25 protein-coding genes and 1 pseudogene are annotated in these 24376 nt (G+C 45.4%); 12 read left to right on the top strand and 14 right to left on the bottom strand.

What is annotated here, in order from left to right; all coding sequences use genetic code 11:
- Positions 1-3 precede the first annotated feature (3 nt).
- The gene (gene mpl, locus ACQEXU_RS15480) at positions 4-1356 is read right to left on the bottom strand and encodes a UDP-N-acetylmuramate:L-alanyl-gamma-D-glutamyl-meso-diaminopimelate ligase (RefSeq protein ID WP_427011502.1); all 1353 of its coding nucleotides are present in this window, start codon (positions 1354-1356) and stop codon (positions 4-6) included.
- Positions 1357-1661: 305 nt separating this feature from the next.
- Here mpl and fbp point away from each other — a divergent pair, with 305 nt between their 5' ends.
- Positions 1662-2678, top strand: coding sequence for a class 1 fructose-bisphosphatase (gene fbp, locus ACQEXU_RS15475; RefSeq protein ID WP_367988044.1), 1017 nt, complete (start codon positions 1662-1664; stop codon positions 2676-2678).
- Between the two features lie 194 nt (positions 2679-2872).
- A complete protein-coding gene (gene ppa / locus ACQEXU_RS15470) occupies positions 2873-3400 on the top strand; it encodes an inorganic diphosphatase (RefSeq protein WP_427011501.1) in 528 nt (175 codons plus the stop codon).
- 30 nt (positions 3401-3430) lie between these two features.
- On the opposite strand, the gene ACQEXU_RS15465 is transcribed toward ppa, so the two are convergent.
- From ACQEXU_RS15465 to tamA, 3 genes are read right to left on the bottom strand one after another with little or no spacing between them, the layout of a single operon-like run.
- A complete protein-coding gene (locus tag ACQEXU_RS15465) occupies positions 3431-3778 on the bottom strand; it encodes a gamma-glutamylcyclotransferase family protein (protein WP_427011500.1) in 348 nt (115 codons plus the stop codon).
- 11 nt (positions 3779-3789) lie between these two features.
- The gene (gene tamB, locus ACQEXU_RS15460) at positions 3790-7578 is read right to left on the bottom strand and encodes an autotransporter assembly complex protein TamB (protein ID WP_427011499.1); all 3789 of its coding nucleotides are present in this window, start codon (positions 7576-7578) and stop codon (positions 3790-3792) included.
- Positions 7575-9290, bottom strand: a complete 1716-nt coding sequence (gene tamA / locus ACQEXU_RS15455; protein WP_427011498.1) for an autotransporter assembly complex protein TamA — start codon at positions 9288-9290, stop codon at positions 7575-7577. The genes tamB and tamA overlap by 4 nt, the downstream gene beginning before the upstream one ends.
- Before the next feature lie 120 nt (positions 9291-9410).
- On the opposite strand from tamA, the gene msrA reads away from it, so the two are divergent.
- The 8 genes from msrA to ACQEXU_RS15415 all read left to right on the top strand — a co-directional run bounded on the left by msrA (position 9411) and on the right by ACQEXU_RS15415 (position 15520).
- Positions 9411-10040: a peptide-methionine (S)-S-oxide reductase MsrA gene (gene msrA / locus ACQEXU_RS15450; RefSeq protein WP_427011497.1), complete on the top strand. Its 630-nt coding sequence runs from the start codon at positions 9411-9413 to the stop codon at positions 10038-10040.
- An 88-nt stretch (positions 10041-10128) separates the two neighbouring features.
- Positions 10129-10680, top strand: coding sequence for a YtfJ family protein (locus tag ACQEXU_RS15445; protein WP_427011569.1), 552 nt, complete (start codon positions 10129-10131; stop codon positions 10678-10680).
- A gap of 137 nt (positions 10681-10817) precedes the next feature.
- Positions 10818-11051 carry a DUF2607 family protein gene (locus tag ACQEXU_RS15440; RefSeq protein ID WP_427011496.1) on the top strand — a complete coding sequence of 78 codons (234 nt, stop codon included), beginning with the start codon at positions 10818-10820 and terminating at the stop codon, positions 11049-11051.
- 48 nt (positions 11052-11099) lie between these two features.
- Positions 11100-11783: a zinc uptake protein ZrgA gene (zrgA, locus tag ACQEXU_RS15435; protein WP_427011495.1), complete on the top strand. Its 684-nt coding sequence runs from the start codon at positions 11100-11102 to the stop codon at positions 11781-11783.
- Between the two features lie 67 nt (positions 11784-11850).
- Positions 11851-12561 carry an ABC transporter ATP-binding protein gene (locus ACQEXU_RS15430; protein ID WP_367988034.1) on the top strand — a complete coding sequence of 237 codons (711 nt, stop codon included), beginning with the start codon at positions 11851-11853 and terminating at the stop codon, positions 12559-12561.
- Positions 12558-13817: an ABC transporter permease gene (locus ACQEXU_RS15425; protein WP_367988033.1), complete on the top strand. Its 1260-nt coding sequence runs from the start codon at positions 12558-12560 to the stop codon at positions 13815-13817. Before ACQEXU_RS15430 ends, ACQEXU_RS15425 begins: the two co-directional genes overlap by 4 nt.
- 4 nt (positions 13818-13821) lie before the next feature.
- Complete coding sequence (locus tag ACQEXU_RS15420; protein WP_427011494.1) at positions 13822-14325, top strand: DUF3299 domain-containing protein; 504 nt, start codon at positions 13822-13824, stop codon at positions 14323-14325.
- Between the two features lie 298 nt (positions 14326-14623).
- Positions 14624-15520: a TIGR03899 family protein gene (locus ACQEXU_RS15415; protein ID WP_427011493.1), complete on the top strand. Its 897-nt coding sequence runs from the start codon at positions 14624-14626 to the stop codon at positions 15518-15520.
- A 57-nt stretch (positions 15521-15577) separates the two neighbouring features.
- Here ACQEXU_RS15415 and pgi read toward each other — a convergent pair whose 3' ends face one another.
- Entirely contained in the window at positions 15578-17239 is a 1662-nt protein-coding gene (pgi, locus tag ACQEXU_RS15410) for a glucose-6-phosphate isomerase (protein ID WP_427011492.1), read from the bottom strand.
- Between the two features lie 291 nt (positions 17240-17530).
- Between pgi and ACQEXU_RS15405 the strand changes: the two genes are divergently transcribed.
- Positions 17531-17950, top strand: a complete 420-nt coding sequence (locus ACQEXU_RS15405) for a secondary thiamine-phosphate synthase enzyme YjbQ (protein WP_427011491.1) — start codon at positions 17531-17533, stop codon at positions 17948-17950.
- 44 nt (positions 17951-17994) lie between these two features.
- Here the strand turns inward: ACQEXU_RS15405 and alr are convergent, their stop codons facing one another.
- On the bottom strand, positions 17995-19068 hold the full coding sequence (alr, locus tag ACQEXU_RS15400) for an alanine racemase (RefSeq protein ID WP_427011568.1): 1074 nt from the start codon (positions 19066-19068) through the stop codon (positions 17995-17997).
- Positions 19069-19081: 13 nt separating this feature from the next.
- On the bottom strand, positions 19082-20506 hold the full coding sequence (locus tag ACQEXU_RS15395) for a replicative DNA helicase (RefSeq protein WP_367988027.1): 1425 nt from the start codon (positions 20504-20506) through the stop codon (positions 19082-19084).
- A gap of 173 nt (positions 20507-20679) precedes the next feature.
- On the opposite strand from ACQEXU_RS15395, the gene ACQEXU_RS15390 reads away from it, so the two are divergent.
- On the top strand, positions 20680-21444 hold the full coding sequence (locus ACQEXU_RS15390; protein ID WP_427011490.1) for a DUF481 domain-containing protein: 765 nt from the start codon (positions 20680-20682) through the stop codon (positions 21442-21444).
- Between the two features lie 82 nt (positions 21445-21526).
- On the opposite strand, the gene rplI is transcribed toward ACQEXU_RS15390, so the two are convergent.
- From rplI to ACQEXU_RS15355, 7 genes and pseudogenes are all read right to left on the bottom strand, one after another.
- The gene (gene rplI, locus ACQEXU_RS15385; protein WP_427011489.1) at positions 21527-21979 is read right to left on the bottom strand and encodes a 50S ribosomal protein L9; all 453 of its coding nucleotides are present in this window, start codon (positions 21977-21979) and stop codon (positions 21527-21529) included.
- Between the two features lie 33 nt (positions 21980-22012).
- The gene (rpsR, locus tag ACQEXU_RS15380; protein WP_000090472.1) at positions 22013-22240 is read right to left on the bottom strand and encodes a 30S ribosomal protein S18; all 228 of its coding nucleotides are present in this window, start codon (positions 22238-22240) and stop codon (positions 22013-22015) included.
- 16 nt (positions 22241-22256) lie between these two features.
- The gene (priB, locus tag ACQEXU_RS15375; RefSeq protein ID WP_367988024.1) at positions 22257-22559 is read right to left on the bottom strand and encodes a primosomal replication protein N; all 303 of its coding nucleotides are present in this window, start codon (positions 22557-22559) and stop codon (positions 22257-22259) included.
- 8 nt (positions 22560-22567) lie between these two features.
- Positions 22568-22957: a 30S ribosomal protein S6 gene (rpsF, locus tag ACQEXU_RS15370; RefSeq protein WP_367988023.1), complete on the bottom strand. Its 390-nt coding sequence runs from the start codon at positions 22955-22957 to the stop codon at positions 22568-22570.
- A 248-nt stretch (positions 22958-23205) separates the two neighbouring features.
- Positions 23206-23691, bottom strand: coding sequence for a bacterioferritin (bfr, locus tag ACQEXU_RS15365; protein ID WP_427011488.1), 486 nt, complete (start codon positions 23689-23691; stop codon positions 23206-23208).
- Positions 23692-23762: 71 nt separating this feature from the next.
- Entirely contained in the window at positions 23763-23954 is a 192-nt protein-coding gene (locus tag ACQEXU_RS15360; protein WP_367988020.1) for a (2Fe-2S)-binding protein, read from the bottom strand.
- A gap of 326 nt (positions 23955-24280) precedes the next feature.
- Positions 24281-24376: pseudogene (locus ACQEXU_RS15355) on the bottom strand (elongation factor Tu); the annotation flags it as partial.

The following is a 24376-nucleotide window of genomic DNA, read 5'->3' as shown; positions in this document are numbered from 1 at the left end:
AATTTATTGTGCTAACTTGTCCAGTAATTTGCCGTGAATGCCTTCAAAGCCCCCATTACTCATCACTAAGATCTGAGTACCCGGAGCAGACTGAGCGACTATATCACTGACAAGCTGATCAATATTATTACTGACATACGCTGGTTGCTGACACTGTTTCGCCACGTCTTCAACCGACCAATCAATGGTATCTGGCTGGTATAGGAAAACTTTATCTGCCTGCTTGAGAGACGCAGCTAAAGTATCTTTATGGACACCACGCTTCATCGTCGCGCTACGAGGCTCAAGTACCGCAATGATCTCTTGCTCTCCGACTTTATTACGTAAGCCACCCAGCGTCAGTTCAATCGCGGTGGGGTGATGGGCAAAGTCATCATAAACCGTAACGCCATTCACTTCGCCTTTAAGCTCCAATCGGCGCTTGGTATTAATAAACTTAGCCAGTGCTTCACAAGCTAAATCTGGTGTCACTCCAACATGTCGAGCTGCCGCAATCGCCATCAAGGCGTTATCAACATTGTGATCCCCTACCAAATCCCATGTTACCGTACCTACACGCTCACCTTGGTAGAGTACGTGGAATTGTGAGCCGTCTTGCGTCACTTTTTCTGCACACCAATCCCCCTCTTCGCCAGAGTACTCCGTCTCAGACCAACAGCCACGTTGCAACACATCCACCAGAGCCTGATCTTGTTTTGGTGCAAGAATGCGCCCATTACCCGGAACGGTGCGCACCAAGTGATGGAATTGGCGCTTAATCGCTTCGAGATCATCAAAAATATCTGCATGATCAAATTCAAGGTTATTCATGATCAGCGTACGCGGATGGTAGTGAACAAACTTAGAACGTTTATCGAAAAAAGCGCTGTCATATTCGTCGGCCTCAACCACGAAAAACATGCTTTCCCCCAATCGAGCCGACACACCAAAGTTGCCCAGCACGCCACCGACTAAGAAACCGGGCTGGTAGTCACATGCTTCCAGAATCCAAGCCAACATACTTGAAGTGGTTGTTTTACCGTGGGTACCGGACACCGCCAACACCCAACGATCATGCAATAAAAATTCCTGTAGCCATTGAGGGCCTGAGGTGTAACGCAGGTTGTTATTCAGCACATACTCGACACACGGGTTACCACGACTCATCGCATTACCAATCACCACAAGGTCTGGGGCAGGATTCAATTGTGATGGGTCAAAGCCTTCAATGATTTCAATGCCTTGAGACTCTAGCAATGTACTCATTGGTGGATAAACATTGGCATCACTCCCGGTGACTTTATGCCCGAGTTGACGCGCTAGAACCGCTGCGCCACCCATAAAAGTACCGCAGATCCCCAAGATATGAATATGCATAAACCTGACCTTGTCATGTGCTGAAATTAATCGATCTTCATTATCGCGATTATGGCCTGAAATGCGAACCTCTTTGATCACCCTTTGACCGAGGCTGGACTCAACCGCTCAACTATTGGGCAGTTTTTGACTGAATGCAAACGAGAATCAAGTCGACAATTAAATTGAGATCTCAAACAGTTAGTTCATTACCAATAAAAAGATCCAACTCTTACACTTTGCAATGAAGCCTACCAATGATCCATAAGAGATCATACTTGGCTTATTCCCCCTATTTTAATTTGAGTGAAGTTTAAGGAAATAACATGTCTGGAATGCGCACCCTTGGCGAGTTCATTGTTGAAAAACAAGCGGACTTCCCCCACGCTAGCGGTGATCTATCATCTCTTCTCTCTTCGATTCGACTTGCTGCGAAAATCGTCAACCGAGAAATCAATGCGGCTGGACTTGGTGATATTACAGGTGCCGTCGGTACTGAAAATGTTCAGGGAGAGGCTCAACAAAAACTGGATGTTTACGCTAACGAAAAATTCAAAGCAGCACTTGAAGCACGCGATCAAGTCTGTGGTGTCGCCAGTGAAGAGGAAGACGAAGCCGTCGCATTTAGTAAAGAGTTAAACAAAAATGCCAAATACGTGGTGTTGATGGACCCCTTAGATGGATCGTCCAACATCGATGTGAATGTGTCAGTCGGCACCATTTTCTCGATTTACCGCCGCGTCTCCCCTATCGGAACCCCACCAACTCAGGAAGATTTTCTTCAACCGGGACACAAACAGGTCGCTGCTGGCTATGTGATTTATGGCTCATCCACCATGTTGGTGTACACCACAGGCCATGGCGTCAACGGTTTTACCTATGATCCTTCACTAGGCACGTTCTGCTTGTCTCATGAAAATATGATGATCCCACAAGATGGCACCATCTACTCGATCAATGAAGGTAATTACATCCGCTTCCCGCTAGGGGTAAAGAAATACATTAAGTACTGCCAAGAAAATAAACCGGAAGAGAAACGCCCTTATACATCGCGCTACATTGGCTCGCTGGTGGCTGATTTTCACCGTAATCTACTCAAAGGCGGCATTTACCTGTACCCAAGCACTCAAAGTCACCCAAGCGGAAAGCTGCGCCTGCTTTACGAATGTAATCCTATGGCATACCTCATTGAACAAGCGGGTGGTTTGGCTTCAGATGGCGTGAATCGGATCCTCGATATTAAGCCAACCGAATTGCATCAGCGTGTGCCATTTTTCGTCGGTTCGAAAAATATGGTGAGGAAAGTAGAAGAGTTTTTAGAACTCAATCCAAACGAAGAATAATACTAACGCCTGCTATGCAGGCGTTTTTTATAACCAACTAAAATGATGTTGTTGGTGGCTTATTTTTTTAAAGATAACGCCTACCATGAAAGTTCATCGGCAACGAGGTTACATTTCGTACGATTTTCCGTTAAATTTGATGGCAACTCAGGTCGATTGACCTCGTTTCAGCCCTTAAGGAAAAGGATAATTCAATGAGCTTAAATAACGTACCTGCGGGTAAGTCCCTACCCGATGACATCTATGTGGTCATCGAAATCCCAGCTAATGCTGACCCTATCAAATATGAAGTTGATAAGGACTCTGGCGCGGTATTTGTCGATCGTTTTATGTCTGCACCGATGTTTTACCCTTGCAACTACGGTTACGTTAACCACACTTTGTCACTCGATGGTGATCCTGTTGACGTGTTGGTTCCCACACCGCATCCATTACTACCGGGCTCGGTGATCCGCTGCCGTCCAGTTGGCATGTTAAAAATGACCGATGAATCGGGTGAAGATGCCAAAGTTGTTGCGGTGCCACACAGCAAACTGTCAAAAGAGTATGACCACATTCAAGATGTCGGTGATCTGCCTGAGTTGTTAAAGGCACAAATCACACACTTCTTTGAACGCTACAAAGAGCTTGAGTCAGGAAAGTGGGTAAAAGTCGATGGCTGGGCTGATGCCGCTGCGGCCCGTGAAGAAATTCTCACCTCTTACGAGCGAGCACAAAAGTAATCAAGAAAAAGCCAGCAACGCTGGCTTTTTTTACACTCGTTGGCACCAATCGCCAGTAGCAATCAGGCTATCTAACTGATTGGCATCTTGATAGAGATAGATCCACGCAACACCAAAGGGGGTATCTATGGTTTCACGGCGATATTCCACTGGCACCTCTTCCAACCTATCCAGCGTTTGCAATGTATCGCTGTCAATGAGGTAAACTTCACCACGAATGGAGTGTTGCCCTTCCGTAAGGGCTGGGTAAGCCCCTAAGTCATGTAGTGCGTAAGTTGGTTGCGTTTCGTGCACTCCCAGTAGCTGAGCGCTTGCCAGAAAATGATGATTGCTCTCTCCCTGACGCAGCGTCCCATAGACAAAAACTAAATGTTGCATCCATTGTCTCCCTATTTAATCTCAAACTGGTACAGCAGATCGACGGCACTATCAAGGCCAGATACTGCTTCAACGTAGAGATCCTTCATAAGGCGGTAGCGCACCGTAAACTCACCAACTGAGTCAAATATCCCTACACCATATTTCACCTGAAGCCCCGGCAGCACATAGCCACTGACCGTGACCTGAGAGTCATCACCCGATCCTGCGGTATCTAATTGAAGATCCTGAACCCCAAAAGCTTCACCAATTTCTCCAACTACACGACCACTTTGTGCCAAACTCAACCCAATCAAGGTCGTCGTCATGGCATTACCACCTGACTCTCCATCTATATCTTGACCACGGAGCAGGTACGACAAAGCATTGGCTTGCGGCATTGATGGCTCAGAGAAGATCGTTAGCGATGGTTCATCTGCTGAACCCGTCACTTTCACGCCGGCAATCACATCGTCTTGGGTGTTAGCTGGATTACGAATCGCCGTGATGGCGACATAAGGTTGATCCACTGGGCCATTCATCAGGATTTTACCTTCTTTGATCAGTAAGTCCTGACCAAATGAGCTGTATTCTCCATCAACAATCTGGACTTCACCATTCACAAATGGACCTTTGTCACGTTGAGCAACTTTGAGGTTACCTTCGACATTACCCTTTAGACCAAAAGCAGACAGTCTAAAGTCATCCGTGATCTTAATGTGGACGTTACTTTCCACTTTAAATGGCACAATGGACTCTTCGCTCACTGGTTTTCGATCACTGTTGACGATCACTTGGTCCTTCGACACACCTACCGCACTCGGTGGCAGATCTTTCACCACAATGCGCCCCCAAGGCAGCTCTATGTCACCATCAATTTTCGCTTCTTTTGGTGTGATAGCAATCGTCATATCTGGGATCACTTTCATTTTGACCATAGGTGGCACTTCAACTTTGAGTTCATCGGCAAAAATGCGCACGTTGGTATGCCAATTCGCTAAGTCTTGCCAATCCGCATCACCCAGCATATCCAACTCACCATCTGGAGTATGAATGGCGGCATTCAGTTTCGCTTGATAACCAGTAAAATCGATAGCGACTCGGCCTGTATCGATTTCAACTGGCGTGATATCGCCATGTAACAAAATATCATCAATCAAAAACTGACCATTCACTTTCGGTTGCAACAATGGCCCTTTGATCGCGAGGTCGGTTTCTATGTTTGACTTCAACTGACTGTATTGCCCAACCATTGGCGCTAAGAAATCCAAATTAAACGTAGACAGTTTTAAGCGGCCATCTATTTGCTTATCTTCCACCTGAACATTAGGAATGGTGATATGACCAGACACATCGCCATTGTCAGTGACATCAAATAGCCACTTCGCTTCTAATTTATTATTCGCAAGGTTTGCATCCAGCGTGACCGACTCCCAACCAAAAGTTACATTCGGTTCGAGCTTCTGCGTCACACTGCCTTTCGGTAAGGTCAGGTCAAACTTAAGCTGAGGTGCTGTTTTCGGAGCCCACTTTGCCCAAACATGTGCATCTGCTTGACCTTGTAACTCAGTCTCTTGCGGTAAGAACATCGCAACTTGTGAAAAATCGAAATCCTTGACTGAAAGCGTGGCTTCCCCTTGCTGTCCCGCCACGATGTCTTTATCGAGACAAACGGATGAGTTCCCTTGCAACCAACAATGCGCAGCAACACTGGCTTGTTGTTTGTCCACGTCATAGCCAACTTTAGTGGGGTGGTTCAATAACCACTTACCTTGCTTAGATAGGATTTCAACACGCTCTAATGCCCCTTTCCACACTAAGCTCGGCTTATTGAGCATGGTGCCATTTAATGCTAAACGTGTGGTCACAACATTGGAGTTAACATCCAAAGTGAGCTCATGACGCTGTTGATTACCACTGAACTCAAGTCGAGCATCATTGAGTACATTATCTTCATAATGAGCGCGATTAACAGTTAACTTAAGCGAGCCCATCGGATCTGGCAGTGGTTTGACATCACCGTAAACTGAGATGTGCTCAATACTCGCCAAGTCTTGCCATTTTACAGAATTTATATCCAGATCAACTTTAACTTCCGGTGCTTTCAACGGCCCAGTTAGATGGACCTCACCATTCGCCGTTCCTTTAAGATCGGGGACCGACTTCTCTAGATCTGGAACATTGATCGTGACATCCATGCGCCACTCTTTATCCAGCTTGCCTTTTGCATGCAAGCCATTTGGACCGTGGGATAACACCAACCGTGGCGTATCCACTTTGAAATCCCCTTTTCCAGCAATATCGGACGCACTCAGCTCCCCTTCAATATTGAGAGGATACCCTCGGAACATGCCATCAATATCCAAGAGCGGCAGTTGAACTTTCCAGCCCCCTTGCTCAGTCAATGATCCATTGGTCGAGAGTTTGCCGCTAATATTGCCTTCAGCTTCCGGCCATTGAAGACCTGGCTGAATATTTTGTAGCGCCAGCGCTGCTTGCCAGTTAATTGGTTGATCCCAGTTAGCCATCACTTGGCCTGTCACCTTACCGCCTAATGTATCGAGCTCGATATGGTCAATATCCACTTGAGATAAAGTGCCTTTGCCATCAATAGAGGCACTAAGCGCTGGAATATCTTTTCCTTTGATATCGGTATCGAGTGATAGTTGGTAGCCAGACAGCGCCCCTTTGGCCGTCAGATGGTCTAAATCAACGTGGTAATCCCCTTTCCCGGTAAGTGGCCATTGCACCTTGCCCGCAGATAAATCAACATCAAAGGCGAGATCCGCTTTGAGTGGCTGTACGTTCGCATTAAGCTCGGCTTTAGCAAGGCCGGATAACGAAGCATTGAGCGCAAGGTCTGCCACGCTGCCGTTCGCCGCAACTTTAAGCTTTTGCCCTTTGGCCATCTCATCTTTGACCGTCGCCACTAAATTAAGATCCAACGGATAGTCACCTGTTAAGGTGATATTTGAATCAAGCGTCGCATCCAGTTGAGGCATTGTCAGTTCTAGGGTTTTGATCGAAACGTTCTGCTCGGCAGCCAATACCTCTAAACCAAGATGGTCAATTGTGATTGGGGTTTCTTGTTCTAAGGTGAAACGGCGTAGATCAAAGCGAACTAACTCAATTTGGAGCGGTAGCGTTACCTCCGGTAAGACGATATCTTGTGGCTCGGCTTTTGCGTCCGGTGTTGTTTGATCGCCACCCTTTACTTCTGTTGATTCGTCCGTTTCAGAGGCTTCAGATGGGGCGAGCTGAACACGAACATCATTCCAGATCGTTGGGTGTAAACGTAGGCGATTGCCTTGAAATTGCAGGGCAGAGGAAAACTGCTGCCATTGAACCTGATTCCCTAAAATATTGAGGTCAATATCTGTTAACGCCAAATGGTTTACATTGATAGCGATAGGTGTAGTAATGCGGGCGGCTGATTCTTCCGCAGGTTCCGGCTCTTGCGCCTCAGAAGGCGGCAACTCTGGCATATTGAAATGCAAGCCATCGATAGCAACATCATTAATGCACAAGGCAGGCTCAGTAAAACAAGCGGCATTCATACCTAATGTCAGCATGTGTACATCGGCATCAATACCTAACGATGCATCCTGATAACTCACATTCGTCAACGTAAAGCGAGGAACTAACGCACCAGTGGCCGATTCCACTTTCAATTCAGGGAGCGCTTTTTGAGCGCCCCAAAGCACAAAGTTCAAGCCAGTATTGGTAAACAAAATACCGACTAATGCGACAAGTAAAAACAGTAACAGTCCCAATAAGGATGCAGATAGCCACTTAGACCACTTAAAAACCACTTTGGTCATAGCTCAGGCCCCAAGGTAAAATGGATTTTGAATTCATCGCCCGGTGCAGCATCCAAGCCCCAAGCAAAATCTAAACGTATCGGTCCGACAGGCGAAGCCCAGCGAATCCCTGCACCGACACCACTTTTGAAATCAGGTGTATCGTTAAAGGCATCACCGTAGTCATAAAACATCGCAGCCCACCAGTTTCCGGTTAAGCGATATTGATATTCTAATGACGTGGTTGCCATGTATTGCGCACCAGTTAATGCACCACTCGCATCTCGTGGAGAAATACTTTCATAACCATAACCGCGCAAATTGTTGTCGCCACCAGCAAAGAAACGTAAAGAGGGTGACAGTTTTTCAAATTCATCAGTAATATTCGCACCACCATCAATGCGGAATAAGCCACGATGGTTGTTACCTAAGCTACGGATCCAAGACGTAGTGGCTTGCACGCGCAGTACACGAGTCTCCGATAAAACTGCTGGGTCACCATATTCAAGAGTGACACTCTGGCGATCACCCCACATTGGCATCGCCCCACCTCGGGTACGGCTGCGTGAGTATGAGATCCCTGGCAGCACAAATTGACCGTTGTCGTCTTGCAGACCTTGTTCGTAGTTTTCCATCAAATGACGAATAAATAAGGTTCTGTGCCAACCGTTATCCAACAACCAGTGTCGTTCAATCGCAAAATTGGATTCCAAACTCTTCGTATCGCGACTATCTTGCTTCTTCATCCCATATTGGATCTTGTAGTACTGATGCAAAACGTCGTCCAACGGAATACGATAACCCGCTGTGATCGTCTGCTCAGGCGCGGAAAGGGAGAAGCTACTATCAAAACTGTGTCCACGTGAATTGACCCAAGGTTTCTTCCATTTCAAAGAACCTCGAACACCAACATCCGTGGAATATCCCAAACCCGTTTCTATCTTATTCCGAGCCTGAGGTGCCAACGAAACTTTCATTGGTAACTCTCGTCCTTCGCCGAGATTCGAGAGATCGGGTTCAACAAATACGGAAGAAAACCAGTCCGTATTGGAAAGATCTTGGTTGTATGCGCCCACTTTAGAAACGGAATAAGGTTCACCCTGCTGATATGGGCTAATCGATAGCACGCGGTCAGTGTCTATCTGGCTGCCTTCAATGCTGGTTTCACCAAACTGATAGCGAATACCACTATCAAAATGCAAACGAACATATGCCTGATTCAGCTCAGGGGAGACTTCCAGACGCGCTTGAGTAAAGTCACCTTCAAAGTAACCTTTTTTCAACGCTAGACTGCGGATCTTAGATTTCAGGTTGTCGTAGCGATTATGCTCAAGTATCTCTCCAGCCCCTAAGTAGCTTTTGGTGATCAAACTGGCAAATTGTGGATCTTCGCTTGCTTCACCATCAATACGAACATCCAGCTCAGCAATAATCACTGGCTCACCTGGCGTAATATAAGCCACCAGCTCTTGGTCTTTTTCTAAAACTTCAAAACGAAACTCTGGATGGTAATAACCTAAAGCATTAAGTGCTTCAGTCGCACTTTGCTCAATCCGAGCCTGAAAGCGCAGTGTCGTGTCGTAATCGGTCTTGGGAATAGAAGAAAGGTAAGCATCCACATTTTCTTCAAGCTTACCATCTAGACCTTTAATCGTGAGTTCAACATCATTGGCCAACACAGTCGTTGGTAAAAACATCAGCGCGATTAATACTGGTAATGGTTTTCTTAACATGCTTAATTAACAACACATACAACGTAGAGCGAATAATAACGCCAGTAAATAGATAAGTCTGTACAGGAACCGTCAATTGATTGTCTAACAATCAAGACAAACTTAGGAAGGAGTTACAGAATGCACAACAAACAAACGATGGTCACGGTTCAAGATGCCTTACCGGGGCGAGAAACTCAACTCTTGATTGAAGATTCTCACTATGTCAACCAATCCAGTCTCACAAGTGAGCCAAAACAAGGAGAACAGAAAATTCTGTTTGGTATGGGGTGCTTTTGGGGCGCAGAACGTTTGTTTTGGCAGTTAGAAGGTGTTGTCAGCACGTCAGTAGGATACAGCGGTGGCTTTACCCCAAATCCAACCTATGACGAAGTATGCTCAGGCAAAACAGGACACACTGAAGTGGTTCGCATCGTGTTTGACCCCGCCATTATTTCACTAGAAGCCTTGCTTCAACGTTTTTGGGAGCGTCATGATCCGACACAAGGCATGCGTCAGGGTAATGATCTCGGAACCCAATATCGTTCAGCTATCTACGTATACAATGACGAACAATACCAGCAGGCGCTCAAGTCCAAACAACAATACCAAGCTTTGCTGGGTACCCCGACCGAAATTACAACCGAAATTCTACCCGCTGGTAAGTACTACTATGCGGAAAGCTATCACCAACAATACTTGGCAAAGAATCCTAACGGCTACTGTGGCTTGGGCGGCACTGGTGTCTGCTTTCCACCTTCGCAAGAGTAACCCTCAGCCCAAATTATTACCACGTTTCTAACAGCTCAATATTTTTGGGTATATACTTTCTGCGCACCAAACAAAAGGAAGAAATATGATGAAAAACAAAACCCTGTTAGCTTTGATCGTGGCTTGCTCTCCCACTCTTGCTCTTGCACACAACCTAACGGTTGGTGAAACCTTACCAGCTGCAACCATCGACCAACACGGTGAGATCCTCATTCAGCAAGATAAACCGACTTATCACCGTTGGAAAACGGCTGACATGCTTGGAAAAGTCCGTGTCATTCAGGCAATCGCAGGGCGTAGTGCTGCCAAAGAAATGAATGCGCCATTAATGGCAGCACTGACTGCAGCCGAATTTTCTGGCGAAAAATACCAAACAACCACCATTATTAATCAGGATGATGCCATGTGGGGAACTGGTTCTTTGGTGAAATCTTCAGCCGAAGACAGTAAAGCAGAGTTTCCTTGGTCATCTATCGTCCTTGATGAAAATGGTGTCGTGGCTCAGGGGTGGCAGCTACAAGAAGAATCTTCTGCCATCATAGTGCAAGACAAACAAGGCAAAATCTTGTTTGTAAAAGAGGGAGCGCTGAGCCAAGCGGATATCGAACAAGTTTTATCACTGATAAAGCAAAGCCTTTAATATTGGTTACAGATAACCCTTTCACCGATCAGACCAGAAATGTTATGGTATAACACTTCTGGTCTTTTGCTGTTGTCACTGCTGTGCTGTTTAACCTCAATTCACACCGTTGTAAATTGCTTGCCCTGTGTGCGGTTGTGCTCACCGTATGGCTGAACTTTGCCTATATTGAGCATCAATTAGACATCACACCAGAACATCATGCACAGCATCACTGCCAACTGTTTGCAAGTGCCCATCATGGCGCTTCAACGCCACCTCTTATTTGGTTCAATACCCCATCGATTGAAGTTCGCGAACCTCAACCGTTGGTGGCTCAAACGTTTTATTTTCCTTTTTCCTATCAAGCACGTTCACCGCCTATAGTTTAATTAGATCCCAGATTACTGAACGATTTAACTAAAATTATAGGAAAAACAATGTCTAAATATTCTCAAGTAGCTCTGTTTGTAGGGCTAGCGGTTAGCGCATCTGCATTTGCTGAAGAAGGGTTTCGTCAACATGAAGCTCACGTTCACGGACATGTGGAATTCAATATTGCTCAAGATGGAAAAGATCTACTGATTGAAATCACCGCTCCCGGCGCGGATGTGATTGGCTTTGAGCACGCCCCGAAAAACAATGAACAAAAGCTCGCTTTACGCCAAGCAGAAGAGTTACTCAACAATGCTGACTCTATTTTCACATTAAGCAGCGGTGCGAAATGTCACCTTGAAACGGCGAGTGTCAAACATACCTTGGGGGCGGATAACCACGACCACGACCACGACCACGACCACGACCACGACCACGACCACGACCACGACCAGCATGATGATAAAGCGCATGAACATCATGACCATGATGATCATCACAAGCATGACGAAAAACATGAGCAACACCACGATCATGCCCAACATGAAGCTCATGCTGAACACAGTGGCCATGGATCATTTACCGTTCAATATCAGTATCACTGCGATAACATCAGTGAACTTAAACAGATCGATACACACTGGTTCACCAATTTCGGTAACACCAAAGCCATCAGCGCAAATGTACTGACAGATTCAGTCCAAACAGCCACTGAGCTTTCGGCGAAGAAAACTGTTATTTCACTATAACCATATCGCGCTGGCAGAACCGTTTTGCCAGCGCGACTTATGTGAATAAAGAACCGGGTAGATGACGATGAAACAAGTCTCGCGCTCAAATCCTGTTGTTGAACTGCAACAGGTGGTGTTTCGATGGAGTGAAACAGCCGAACCGACTCTGGATATTCCTCAATTTCGTATTCAAGCGGGTGAGCATTTATTTATCAAAGGCCCAAGCGGCTGTGGTAAATCGACACTGCTAAGCCTTCTCACCGGTATTAATCGCCCACAACAAGGGAATGTTTACGTACTGGGACAAAATTTATCAGCCATGAAAGGCAGTCAACGTGACCGCTTCCGTGCTGATCATCTTGGTTATATTTTCCAACAATTTAATTTGCTGCCGTACTTAAGTGTTGTAGAAAATGTGACACTTCCCTGCCGCTTTTCTGCGTTACGTAAACAACGCGTGCAAGGCGACCTTCACCATGAAGCGAAACAACTGCTAGATAGATTGCATCTTCCTTCTTCCTACATCAACAAGCCTGTCGTTGAGCTCAGTATTGGTCAGCAACAACGCGTCGCCGCTGCCAGAGCTTTGATTGGCGCACCACCATTAATCATTGCCGATGAACCCACCTCTTCACTAGATTATGAAAACCGAGCGGCGTTTATTGAGCTGTTAATGGAGCAATCGAATCAAGCGAAATCGACGCTACTGTTTGTCAGCCATGATCCAACATTGGAATCTCTATTTGACCAGACGGTGCACCTAAATAAACTCAACCAAGCCGGAGGGGTAGCATGAGTACCACGATGACCCTAGCTTGGAAAAGCGTTCGTAACCGTAAAGCGACTGCTATTCTGACCATTCTTACTGTCGCTATCTCTGTCATACTGCTTATGGGAGTAGAGCGCATTCGAACCCAAGCCAAAAGCAGCTTTGCCAACACCATTTCAGGAACAGATTTAATCGTCGGTGGGCGCTCTGGACAGGTAAACCTGCTGCTGTATTCAGTATTTCGCATTGGTAATGCAACCAATAACATTGACTGGAAAAGCTATCAGGAATTTAGCCAACACCGCAGTGTCGCATGGGCAATCCCCATTTCATTAGGCGATTCCCATAAAGGCTTTCGTGTCATGGGCACGAATCACAGCTATTTCGAACATTACCGCTATGGGCAGAAACAACCGTTAGCCTTCCAGCAAGGTCAAGAATTTCATGGGTTGTTTGAAACCGTACTTGGCGCCGATGTTGCCAAACAGCTCGGCTACCAGATTGGTAGTGAAATTATTATCGCGCATGGGATCAGCGACGTGGGCTTCAGCCGCCACGAAAACTTACCTTTTAAAGTCGTCGGTATTCTTGCACCAACAGGGACACCAGTGGATAAAACCGTCCACGTTTCGCTGGAAGCCATCGAAGCTATTCATGTCGGCTGGGAATCAGGCGCTCATCTTGGTAACACACCAAGTGCGGAGCAACTTAAGCAATACGATTTCCAACCAAAGCAAATCACGGCCATGTTGCTTGGGCTAAAATCCAAAATACAGACCTTCGCGCTACAACGACAGATCAACACTTACCCTAAAGAGCCACTCAGCGCGATTATGCCGGGTGTCGCGCTGCATGAATTATGGGGCATGATGTCTGTGGCAGAACAAGCATTGATGGCTGTTTCTATCTTTGTAGTCGTAGCAGGCTTACTGGGGATGTTGAGCAGTTTATTGACCAGCTTACAGGAACGTCGTCGTGAGATGGCAATTCTCCGCGCGATGGGGGCAAGACCACGCCATGTGTTTTCTCTATTGATATTAGAGGCCAGCGCACTCACCAGTATTGGTATTATTGCTGGAGTGCTCGGCGTTTATTTGCTGCTTGGCTTAGCGCACCCTTTTATCCAACAAAATTACGGACTCAATCTGGCAATTACTTCAATCACCCCACACGAATGGATGCTATTAGGTTTTGTTCAACTGGCGGGCATCGTGATCGGATTTATTCCGGCACTGCGCGCTTACCGACAATCTCTTAGTGACGGAATGACAATTAGGATTTAATACGATGATAAGAAAACTGCTGCTTCCATTGCTGCTGGTATTTACGGCTTTTGCAGCCCCCTACAGCTACGCCTCGGAAGATATTTTAACCTTGGACTGGATAGATCTGGTGCCAGAGAAAGAGCGAAATCAGTTTGATGCTGTCGGCATGCCGATGGCACAAGATCATTCAGGCAATGCCGCTCAGCAATCCAAAGTTGGCAGCGTACGACAAGAGCTGAATGGTAGTAAGGTGAAAATCCCTGGGTTTGTGATCCCATTAGAAGGGGATGAAAATACCGTAACAGAGTTTTTATTAGTGCCATATTTTGGCGCATGCATTCATGTGCCACCACCACCACCGAATCAAATTATTTATGTACGATTCCCTAAAGGCGCGCCTGTACAACAATTATGGGATGTGATTTACGTGATAGGTACATTAAAAACAGAAACTATTAGCCATGAACTGGCTGAAACAGGTTACGTCATCGAAGGAACAGCAATCGCTGAATACGACGATATGTAAACAAGATTAACAAAAAGACACCTGTTAATTATCCTGCTTTAACTTATGTATCTGGACAAATAAACCAGAACAGCAAGGTAAAATAGCAAAAGCAAGGCGATTGACAGGTGCTTTCTCAGTTTATTTTCATTCAGAAACTTCATAAGCCCTCTCAAAAACTTCAATAACAATTTTAACAATTTATTATCAATTGTGATAGCGCAAATTTCTAAAGCGGCTCACATAGTTTCAGTAGCGAGGCTCGGTTTTCCGAGGTAGAGTAATTCTTTATTACCACTAAAGTTTCGAGTTAAAGATTATGGCCGAGAGCAATAAACCTGTCGTGATCGAGCACGAGCCCAGCCAAAGCTCGCGTCAGGACAAGAAAAGTACCTACATAAAAGACAGTGCAAGTCGCATCCTTAACATTGCTCAAATCAACGGTCTGGATGCCCTGCTGCAGACAGAAAAGCCAGAAAAACCCGCGCTGGAACGAGCATTAAATCGAGAAAGAAAGCGCAGAGAACAGCGGCAGAAAAACCTCGAACAAATTCTCAAACTGGCTCACCTCTCGTGCAAAGATGAAACGGCTGGCGATCCAGACCAAGATTGGCTGTACCGCTTTTTCGATATGGCTCAGGAAGTTCATAATCCATCAATGCAGCGACTTTGGGCACAGGTACTGAAACGTGAAGTAACCAACCCCGGCTCCACCTCGATGAAAGCGTTGAAAGTGCTGCAAGACATGACTCCGAAAGAAGCGCAAATTTTACAACGTGCAGCTTCTCTTGCCTGCAGTTTTGGTGGCGACAACAGTCGTAAATTATTGGTGGGGTACCGCGCTCAAGGAGGCATCTTTAGCTTTGGTAAACGCAGCACGACCAGCAATATTAATATTGGCAGCTTCCAATTACCCTACTCCAGCCTATTGGTGTTGTTTGAACTAGGCCTCATGCACGGCACTGAATTAGAATCTGGTGAAATCGAACTGGAGCCAGCTTTACCATTAAAATATCAAGGTAAGCAGTTGTCACTGCAAGCTCATGGCAAAGGAATTCGTTTACTTTATTACCGCTTCAGTCCAACTGGCAATGAACTGTGCAAGCTGTTAGGCAATAAACCCAATATGCAATATTACGATCAAATGATGGCGGTGCTGAGTCAGAAATTTACCGTACATACGGAAGTGAAAAACACGGTGCATCACACCGTTTAACCCATACAAAAACGCCAGCCTTTAGGCTGGCGTTTTCTATTTTAAGCAGCAAACAACTTATGCTTTAAATGCTTTAAATGCTTTAAATGCGTTGATCAAACCGTTTGTTGAACTATCGTGAGAGCTAATATCTGAGCTGTCAGCTAACTCTGGTAGAATTTGGTTCGCAAGTTGCTTACCAAGTTCCACGCCCCACTGGTCAAAACTAAAGATGTTCCAAATAACGCCCTGAGCAAAGATTTTGTGCTCGTACATCGCAATCAAGTTACCTAGCGTACGAGGTGTGATCTGCTTAACTAGGATTGAGTTCGTTGGGCGGTTTCCTTCAAACACTTTGAATGGTGCTAGTGTCGCCGCTTCTTCTTCACTCTTACCTGCTTTAGCAAATTCCGCTTTTACTGTTGCTTCATCTTTACCAAATGCCAGCGCTTCTGTTTGAGCAAAGAAGTTAGACATTAGCTTCTGGTGATGATCGCCTGCTGGGTTATGGCTGATTGCTGGTGCGATGAAATCACATGGGATCAGTTTAGTACCTTGGTGGATCAACTGGTAGAACGCGTGCTGGCCATTAGTACCCGGCTCACCCCAAATGATTGGGCCAGTTTGGTAAGTTACGGCATTGCCGTCACGGTCAACGTACTTACCATTTGATTCCATATTGCCTTGCTGGAAGTACGCAGCAAAACGGTGCATGTACTGATCGTAAGGTAGAATTGCTTCTGATTCAGCACCGTGGAAGTTGTTGTACCACAGACCGATAAGCGCAAGGATCACAGGGATGTTGCTTTCTAGTTCAGTAGACGCGAAGTGGTTATCCATCTCATGCGCGCCATCTAGCAGCTCGATGAAGTTGTCGTAACCGACAGCTAGAGCGATAGAAAGACCGATTGCTGACCATAGTGAGTAACGGCCGCCAACCCAATCCCAGAACTCGAACATGTTGTCAGTATCGATACCGAACTCAGATACCGCTGGTGCATTGGTTGAAAGCGCCGCAAAGTGCTTAGCAACGTGTGCTTCATCACCAGCAGAAGCTAGGAACCAATCACGCGCACTGTGGGCATTGGTCATGGTTTCTTGAGTGGTAAACGTCTTAGACGCAACTAGGAATAGCGTTGTCTCTGGGTTTACTTTCTTCAATGTTTCAACGATATGAGTACCATCAACGTTAGAAACAAAGTGTAGGTTTAGGTGGTTTTTGTATGGTGCTAGCGCTTCAGTCACCATGTAAGGACCTAGGTCAGAACCACCGATACCGATGTTTACGATATCAGTGATCGCTTTGCCTGTGTAACCTTTCCACTCGCCGCCGATAACGCGGTCAGTGAACGATTTCATTTTCTCAAGTACTGCATTAACTGCAGGCATCACGTCTTCGCCATCCACCATTACTGGCTTGTTGCTGCGGTTACGAAGAGCCGTATGAAGTACAGCGCGACCTTCCGTTTGGTTAATCGCTTCACCACTGAACATCGCTTCAATTGCAGACTTAAGCTCTGTTTCTTGTGCTAACGCAAACAAGTGCTTTAGTGTTTCTTCGTTGATCAGGTTCTTAGAGTAATCGACAAGAATGTCGTCACCAAAGCGTGCTGAAAATTTGTCAAAACGAGTCGCGTCCTGAGCAAATAGCGCTTTTAGATCCATATCTTGTGCAGATTCGAAGTGTGCAGTCAGTGCATTCCACGCTGGTGTTTGCGTTGGGTTGATATTTTTCAACATGGTATTGATCCCGATGTTACAGTAGGTTTCACTCTACAAATCCTAAGCATAATGTTTAGAATTGCAGAAGCCCCCGATTAAGCAAATAAAATTAGTGTCGTTTCTACATTGCGAAATTGCAGCAAAAACTTTGTAATAAATTTTCAAGTCGCAATTATGACTCAGCCGATTTACCCCATCATTGAGGTAGGTCACGTAAAGCAATTCCAATGGTCAGAAGAACCATAATATCTGGATAGAGAAGATAACGCCTCTCTATTCATTTGCCAAATAGAATATAGAGGATGCCATATGTGGGTTCAACGAACGATCCAACTCCAAGCTAGAAAGCGCGGTTTTCACCTGATCACTGATGAAATTGAACAACAATTACCTCAAATTAACGGTCTTTCTGTGGGAATGTTACAGCTCTTTATTCAACACACCTCTGCCAGTTTGACCTTAAATGAGAATGCCGATCCAACTGTTCGTCTTGATATGGAGCAGCACTTCAACCAATTTGTGCCAGAACGTGCTACTTATTACCAACATACCTACGAAGGTGATGATGATATGCCTGCACATATCAAGGCCTCGATATTGGGTGCGAGCGTAATCATCCCTATCAGTAACGGACGTTTAGCATTAGGAACATGGCAGGGCATTTATTTGGGGGAACATCGTGATCACGGTGGTAGCCGAAAAATAATTGCGACCATACAAGGTGAATAACCACCTATAAAAAATGCAGGCTGAAAGCCTGCATTTCTGTCTAATTAACGGTATTCCATCTCAACACGAGAGGTTAACTTGGTAACCAACTCATAGGCAATGGTGCCAATGTGCTGCGCTACTTCTTCAACTGGCAGATCCTGTCCCCATAAAATGGCTTCATCACCAACGAGATCGCTAGCGTTTGGTCCTAAGTCCACCGTCAGCATATCCATCGAGACTCGTCCAGCTACTGGCACTTTTCGACCATTAACTAACACTGGTGTCCCATTCGGAGCCGTTCTTGGATAGCCGTCTCCGTAACCAATGGCAATTACACCGACTTTAGTGTCGCGTTCACTGGTCCAGATCCCACCGTACCCGACACTTTCTCCCGCTTTCACATCCCGCACGGCAATAAGGTGGGATTTAAGAGTCATAACAGATCGATAACCTAGCTCTGCTGCCGATTTGTCATTAAATGGAGAAACGCCATACATAATAATGCCCGGACGAACCCAATCTAATTGGCTGTCAGGCCAAGCAAGTAACCCCGCAGAAGCAGCGAGAGAGCGCTCACCTTCACATCCATCAGTCAGTGACAGGAACAGATCCGCTTGTTCATTGGTGGTACTTTTATCCAGTTCGTCAGCACAACCAAAATGGCTCATATAACGCAATGGTTTCGCCACATTGCTGCATGCTTTTAAACGGTGAACAAATTCATCGAATTGTTCGGGGCGCACCCCTAAGCGATGCATGCCACTATCAACTTTCAGCCAGACCACAACCGGAACTTCAAGATCTGCTTGCTCTAACGCATCTAACTGCTCTTCGCAATGAACGACGGTCTGAATATTATTGGTGACTAAAATAGGCAAATCGCCAGAAGAATAGAAACCTTCCAACAATAAGATCGGTTTCACGACACCACTGGCGCGCAGTTGAAGCGCTTCTTCAATACGCGCAACCCCAAAAGCATCGGCTCCCTGTGCATGTTTCGCAATATGACGCAGCCCATGACCATAGCCATTCGCTTTCACAACTGCCATCACTTTACTGTGTGGCGCTTGTTGCTTGATCTGTTGCAGGTTATGTTGCAGTGCAGATAGCTCTACACATGCCGTCGCTGCTTTCATATAGCTCATTGAATTACTCATCATCCATATCAAATGCTGGGCCAGCATAATTGTCGAAACGAGACCATTGTCCTTGGAAAGTTAAACGTACCGAGCCAATCGGGCCGTTACGTTGCTTACCTAAAATGATTTCTGCCGTCCCTTTCATCGAACTTTCTGGGTTATAAACTTCATCACGGTAAATAAACATGATCAAGTCGGCATCTTGCTCGATAGAGCCCGATTCACGCAAATCAGAGTTCACTGGGCGTTTGTCTGCACGCTGCTCCAAAGAACGGTTTAACTGAGACAGAGCAACAACAGGAACGTTCAATTCTTTCGCCAGCGCTTTTAATGAGCGAGAGATTTCGGCAATTTCGAGTGTACGGTTATCTGACAGCGCAGGCACTCGCATCAATTGCAAGTAGTCGACCATGATCATTGATAACCCACCATGCTCTCTGGCAATACGACGAGCACGAGAACGAACTTCGGTTGGTGTTAAACCAGAACTGTCATCAATGTACATGTTTTTCTTCTGCATCAGGATCCCCATGGTAGAAGAAATACGCGCCCAATCCTCATCATCAAGCTGGCCAGTACGGATCTTGGTTTGGTCAACACGAGACAGTGACGCCAACATACGCATCATGATCTGTTCTGAAGGCATCTCCAGTGAGAAGATCAAAACCGGCTTGTCTTGTGACATCGCCGCATTCTCACACAGGTTCATCGCAAAGGTGGTTTTACCCATCGATGGACGCGCTGCCACAATCACCAAGTCCGATCCCTGCAAACCCGCAGTTTTCTTATTTAAATCGGTAAAACCAGTGTCAACACCCGTTACACCATCTTGTGGGGTTTTATATAAGAGTTCGATACGCTCAAGGGTTTTCTCAAGAATATTATCGACGTTCTGAGGGCCTTCACTTTCATTAGTACGAGACTCAGCAATCGCAAAAACCTTACTTTCCGCAAGATCGACCAAGTCTTCTGAACTGCGCCCTTGCGGATCGTAACCAGCATCTGCAATTTCATTTGCGACCCCAATCAAGTCACGAACTAACGCACGCTCAGCCACAATATCGGCGTATGCGTTGATATTGGCAGCACTCGGGGTATTCTTAACCAGATCAGCAAGGTAAGCAAAACCGCCAACATCCTCTAGCTGCTCACGCTGCTCAAGAAACTCCGATAGAGTGATCAGATCGAGCGGCTTACTGTCTTCCAGAATCGTTTTCACCCCATCGAAAATCAATCGATGTGGTCTGCTGTAAAAATCTTTTGCAACCACACGCTCTGCGACCGTATCCCAGCGCTCATTGTCCAACAGCAAACCACCAATTACGGACTGCTCTGCTTCTAGAGAATGAGGAGGAACTTTAATTGCGTCGACTTGCGCATCTAACGGTTTGCGCTTACGTGGATCCAACTTTGTATCGATTCTGGTGTCTGCCATGAGGATGCTCAAAAACTACTAACTAACCGCCCATTATAACCAGAATAATTGATTTGTAATTATGTAGGATAGGGTTTGTGATTTTCTTAAGGAGAATTAACCTGTTGCTGACGGACAAGCGAGGCGAAGTTTTTAATATTCACCCATTAGCTTCATCAATATCGGAGAACTTTGTGTCGAAAATATGGTTTCTTGGGATTACGCTGTTAAGCGCACCTTTTGTTTACGCGCAAGATGCCACCAAAGACTCAAAGGATATTGAGGTCCCATCACCTTGGAATAGCGAAGTTGAGTTTGGTTACCAGTCTCACTCCGGCAACTCCGATTCACAATCTCTGAACTCTCGATTAAGTGCCGATTATACGTCTGGGCGCCACCGTACCAGTGGTGAATGGAAGTTTTACTTGCTGTACAAAGATGGTGAAGAAGATAAGCGTCAATCCACTTATACCGCACAAAGTGACTATAAGTTAGGTCCTAAAACCTACTTGTATGGCAGTTTTAAAGGCGTTGACTCACGCTATAGTGCCTACTTTAAGGATTACACCATGTCAGGTGGTTTGGGTTACCAGTTTTCTAACACAGATACGTTCGTATTTGAGCTTGAAGTGGGGCCAGGCTTTCGCTACCAAGAACCTAATCATGATGAAATAGATGACGATGACATCATTTTTCCTGACATCGTCCAAGAAGCGATTTTTCGTGGCAAGATTAATAGCGAGTGGCAAGCGCTGGACAATTTACGGGTCGGTGCAACCTTAACCATGGTGTCTGGACACAGCAACACCCGAACCGATAGTGATATCAGCATTACCAACAACATCACAGAAGATATCGCACTTAAGCTAACCCACTCTCGCCAGTACCACGATAAGGTACCTGAAGGGCTTAAAAAAGCAGATACTGTCTTCTCTGCAAACTTACTATTTCTATTCTAATAGCGTTGCGATTAGAGCAAATTAAAGACATAAAAAAACACCAGCCGAAGCTGGTGTTTTTCATATTCGTCTTGGTACTGAATTACTCAGCAGCAACAATTTGTAGGTTCACAGCAGCGAAAACTTCAGAGTGAAGTTGAACGCTGATCTCGAACTCACCAGTGTTACGTAGAGCACCTTCAGGAAGGCGAACTTCACTCTTAGCAACTTCAACGCCTGCTGCAGTGATTGCATCAGCGATGTCACGAGTACCGATAGAACCGAACAGTTTACCTTCGTCACCAGCTTTAGAAGCGATAACAACTGCTTCTAGAGCGTTAACTTTCTCAGCACGCGCTTCTGCAGCAGCTAGTTGCTCAGCAACTTTAGCTTCTAGTTCAGCACGGCGAGTTTCGAACATTTCAACGTTAGACTTAGTTGCCATAACTGCTTTACCTTGAGGGATAAGGAAGTTACGAGCGTAGCCAGATTTAACGTTTACAGTGTCGCCAAGACCACCTAGGTTACCGATTTTATCAAGTAGAATAACTTGCATTGTTTAATCCTCTTTCTTAATAAAACGAACCGATTACTGATGCTTGTCAGTGTACGGTAGTAGAGCTAGGTAGCGTGAACGCTTGATAGCGCGAGCTAGTTGACGCTGGTACTTAGCACTTGTACCAGTGATACGGCTAGGTACGATTTTACCAGCTTCAGTGATGTAGTTTTTAAGAGTTGCTACGTCTTTGTAATCAATCTCTTGTACGCCTTCTGCAGTGAAACGGCAGAATTTACGACGACGGAAGAAACGAGCCATGGGCTATCTCCTGATCTTAAATTTGAGTAATGTTGTCGGCGTGTAACACTAATTTACCAACGCCATTTCGGCCGGTTTGGTAAGCGACAAATCCACTCACCTTAATGTTACTGCCTTGTACTAAATTCTGAGTGTCTGCTTGTGACCTTTGCCCACTAACAACTACCGGCATTCGACAATAAACTTGTCGAGGTAGGTCAGCCTCAATAACCGTAGAGCGATGCTCTAACCAAAATCGACAGTGTTCTATACCACTGGGGCTTTTACTACGAATGGGCGGTTTGGCTATGGTGCCAGAAAGCTCCATTCGGTTGGTCATAAGAGAAATTACTCAGCAGCTGCTTCTGGCTTAGCTTCAGCACGCTCTTCACGACGAGGAGCACGCTCTGCACGCTCTTCTTTCTGCTTAAGCATGATAGATTGCTCAGTGATAGCCGCTTTAGTACGCATGATCATGTTACGTAGAACTGCATCGTTGAAACGGAAAGCAGTTTCTAGCTCATCGATTACAGCTTGGTCAGCTTCAACGTTCATTAGAACGTAGTGAGCTTTGTGAAGCTTGTTGATTGGGTAAGCCAGTTGACGACGACCCCAGTCTTCTAGACGGTGTACTTTACCGCCAGCTTCAGTGATAGAACCAGTGTAACGCTCGATCATGCCAGCAACTTGCTCGCTTTGATCTGGGTGCACCATGAATACGATTTCGTAATGACGCATTGGTTGCTCCTTACGGATTATTCAGCTTCCACAAATGGCTCGGTCATCCAGAGGAAGCAAGGAACTAAAGATAATTGACCGAGAATTTAAGAGCACGAATAGTACAGAAAGAAAGCAGTATTAGCAAGAGGAATCACACTGAGATGCTGACCTTATTTCCATGTTCGATTTTGATTTAATAAATGAAGGGCCAGAAAAAGAAAAGCCGCTGCTTCATTCACAACGGCCATATGATTTACGCTAGAATTTTAATCGTCTTCATCATCATCTACATACTGCGCTTGGAGATAATTTTCGATACCAGTTAGCTTGATCAAACCAAGTTGTGTTTCTAACCAGTCAACGTGCTCTTCTTCGTCTTCCAAAATATCTTGAAACAGATCTCGTGATACATAGTCATGGACATCTTCCGCATAAGCAATAGCGGCTTTTAAATCCGGAATAGCGGCCATTTCAACTCTTAGATCACACTCAAGCATTTCTTTGGTATTTTCACCAATCATCAGCTTCCCGAGATCTTGTAGATTAGGTAACCCTTCGAGGAATAAAATACGCTCGACGAGTTCATCAGCATGTTTCATTTCATCAATAGATTCTTCGTATTCTTTATGAGCTAAATGTTTTAAGCCCCAGTCTTTATACATGCGAGCATGAAGAAAGTATTGATTAATAGCGACAAGCTCGTTACCGAGCACTTTATTGAGATGTTGGATTATGATTGGATCGCCTTTCATGACAAAGCCCTCCTGTTTGGCTCCTTTAAATGTAGAACCAATTAAGAAGGTGTCAAAAAGCGTTAAAATGGCTAACTTGCTTGTTTTAGCTCAGCAAATACAGCGATTTCACTAATGAGCTCTTTAGCATGGCGAACACATTTGCCACACTGACTACCCAAAGCCGTACAACGTTTAATGCCCCGAATATCCGTAACTCCTTCATTCTGAACAAGCTTTCGAATTTTTTTATCCGATACACCATGGCAAACACAAACGTACATACAACTTCCAAATACTTCACTAAGAGACAAAGTAAATATAAACGAGAATCGTTGTTATTACTACTTGGTTAAAGTGAATATTAAGACTGATTTGTTATAAGAAAATTTGCTACAGCGCATGGTCATTCAGTCAAAAACCGGAGTAACCATATGGATAAATAACTAACTTCCTGTTTAAGAACTAATTATTCGTTAGTACCTACTGTTATTTAAACACTTACCCTTATAACAGAAAACGAAAAAGGGAAGCCGAAGCTTCCCTTTTTCTTAGTGCGTTTTCTTCAAAAATGAAGAAAAGAGCAAGATTTCAATTAATTCATTAAGAATTATTCGAAGATCTTAGCTACAACACCAGCACCAACTGTACGGCCACCTTCACGGATCGCGAAACGTAGACCTTCGTCCATCGCGATTGGTGCGAT

Origin of the sequence: Vibrio sp. TRT 21S02 (assembly GCF_050113675.1) — a bacterium.
Lineage (GTDB): Bacteria > Pseudomonadota > Gammaproteobacteria > Enterobacterales > Vibrionaceae > Vibrio.
This window is presented reverse-complemented; position numbering and strand designations above follow the sequence as displayed.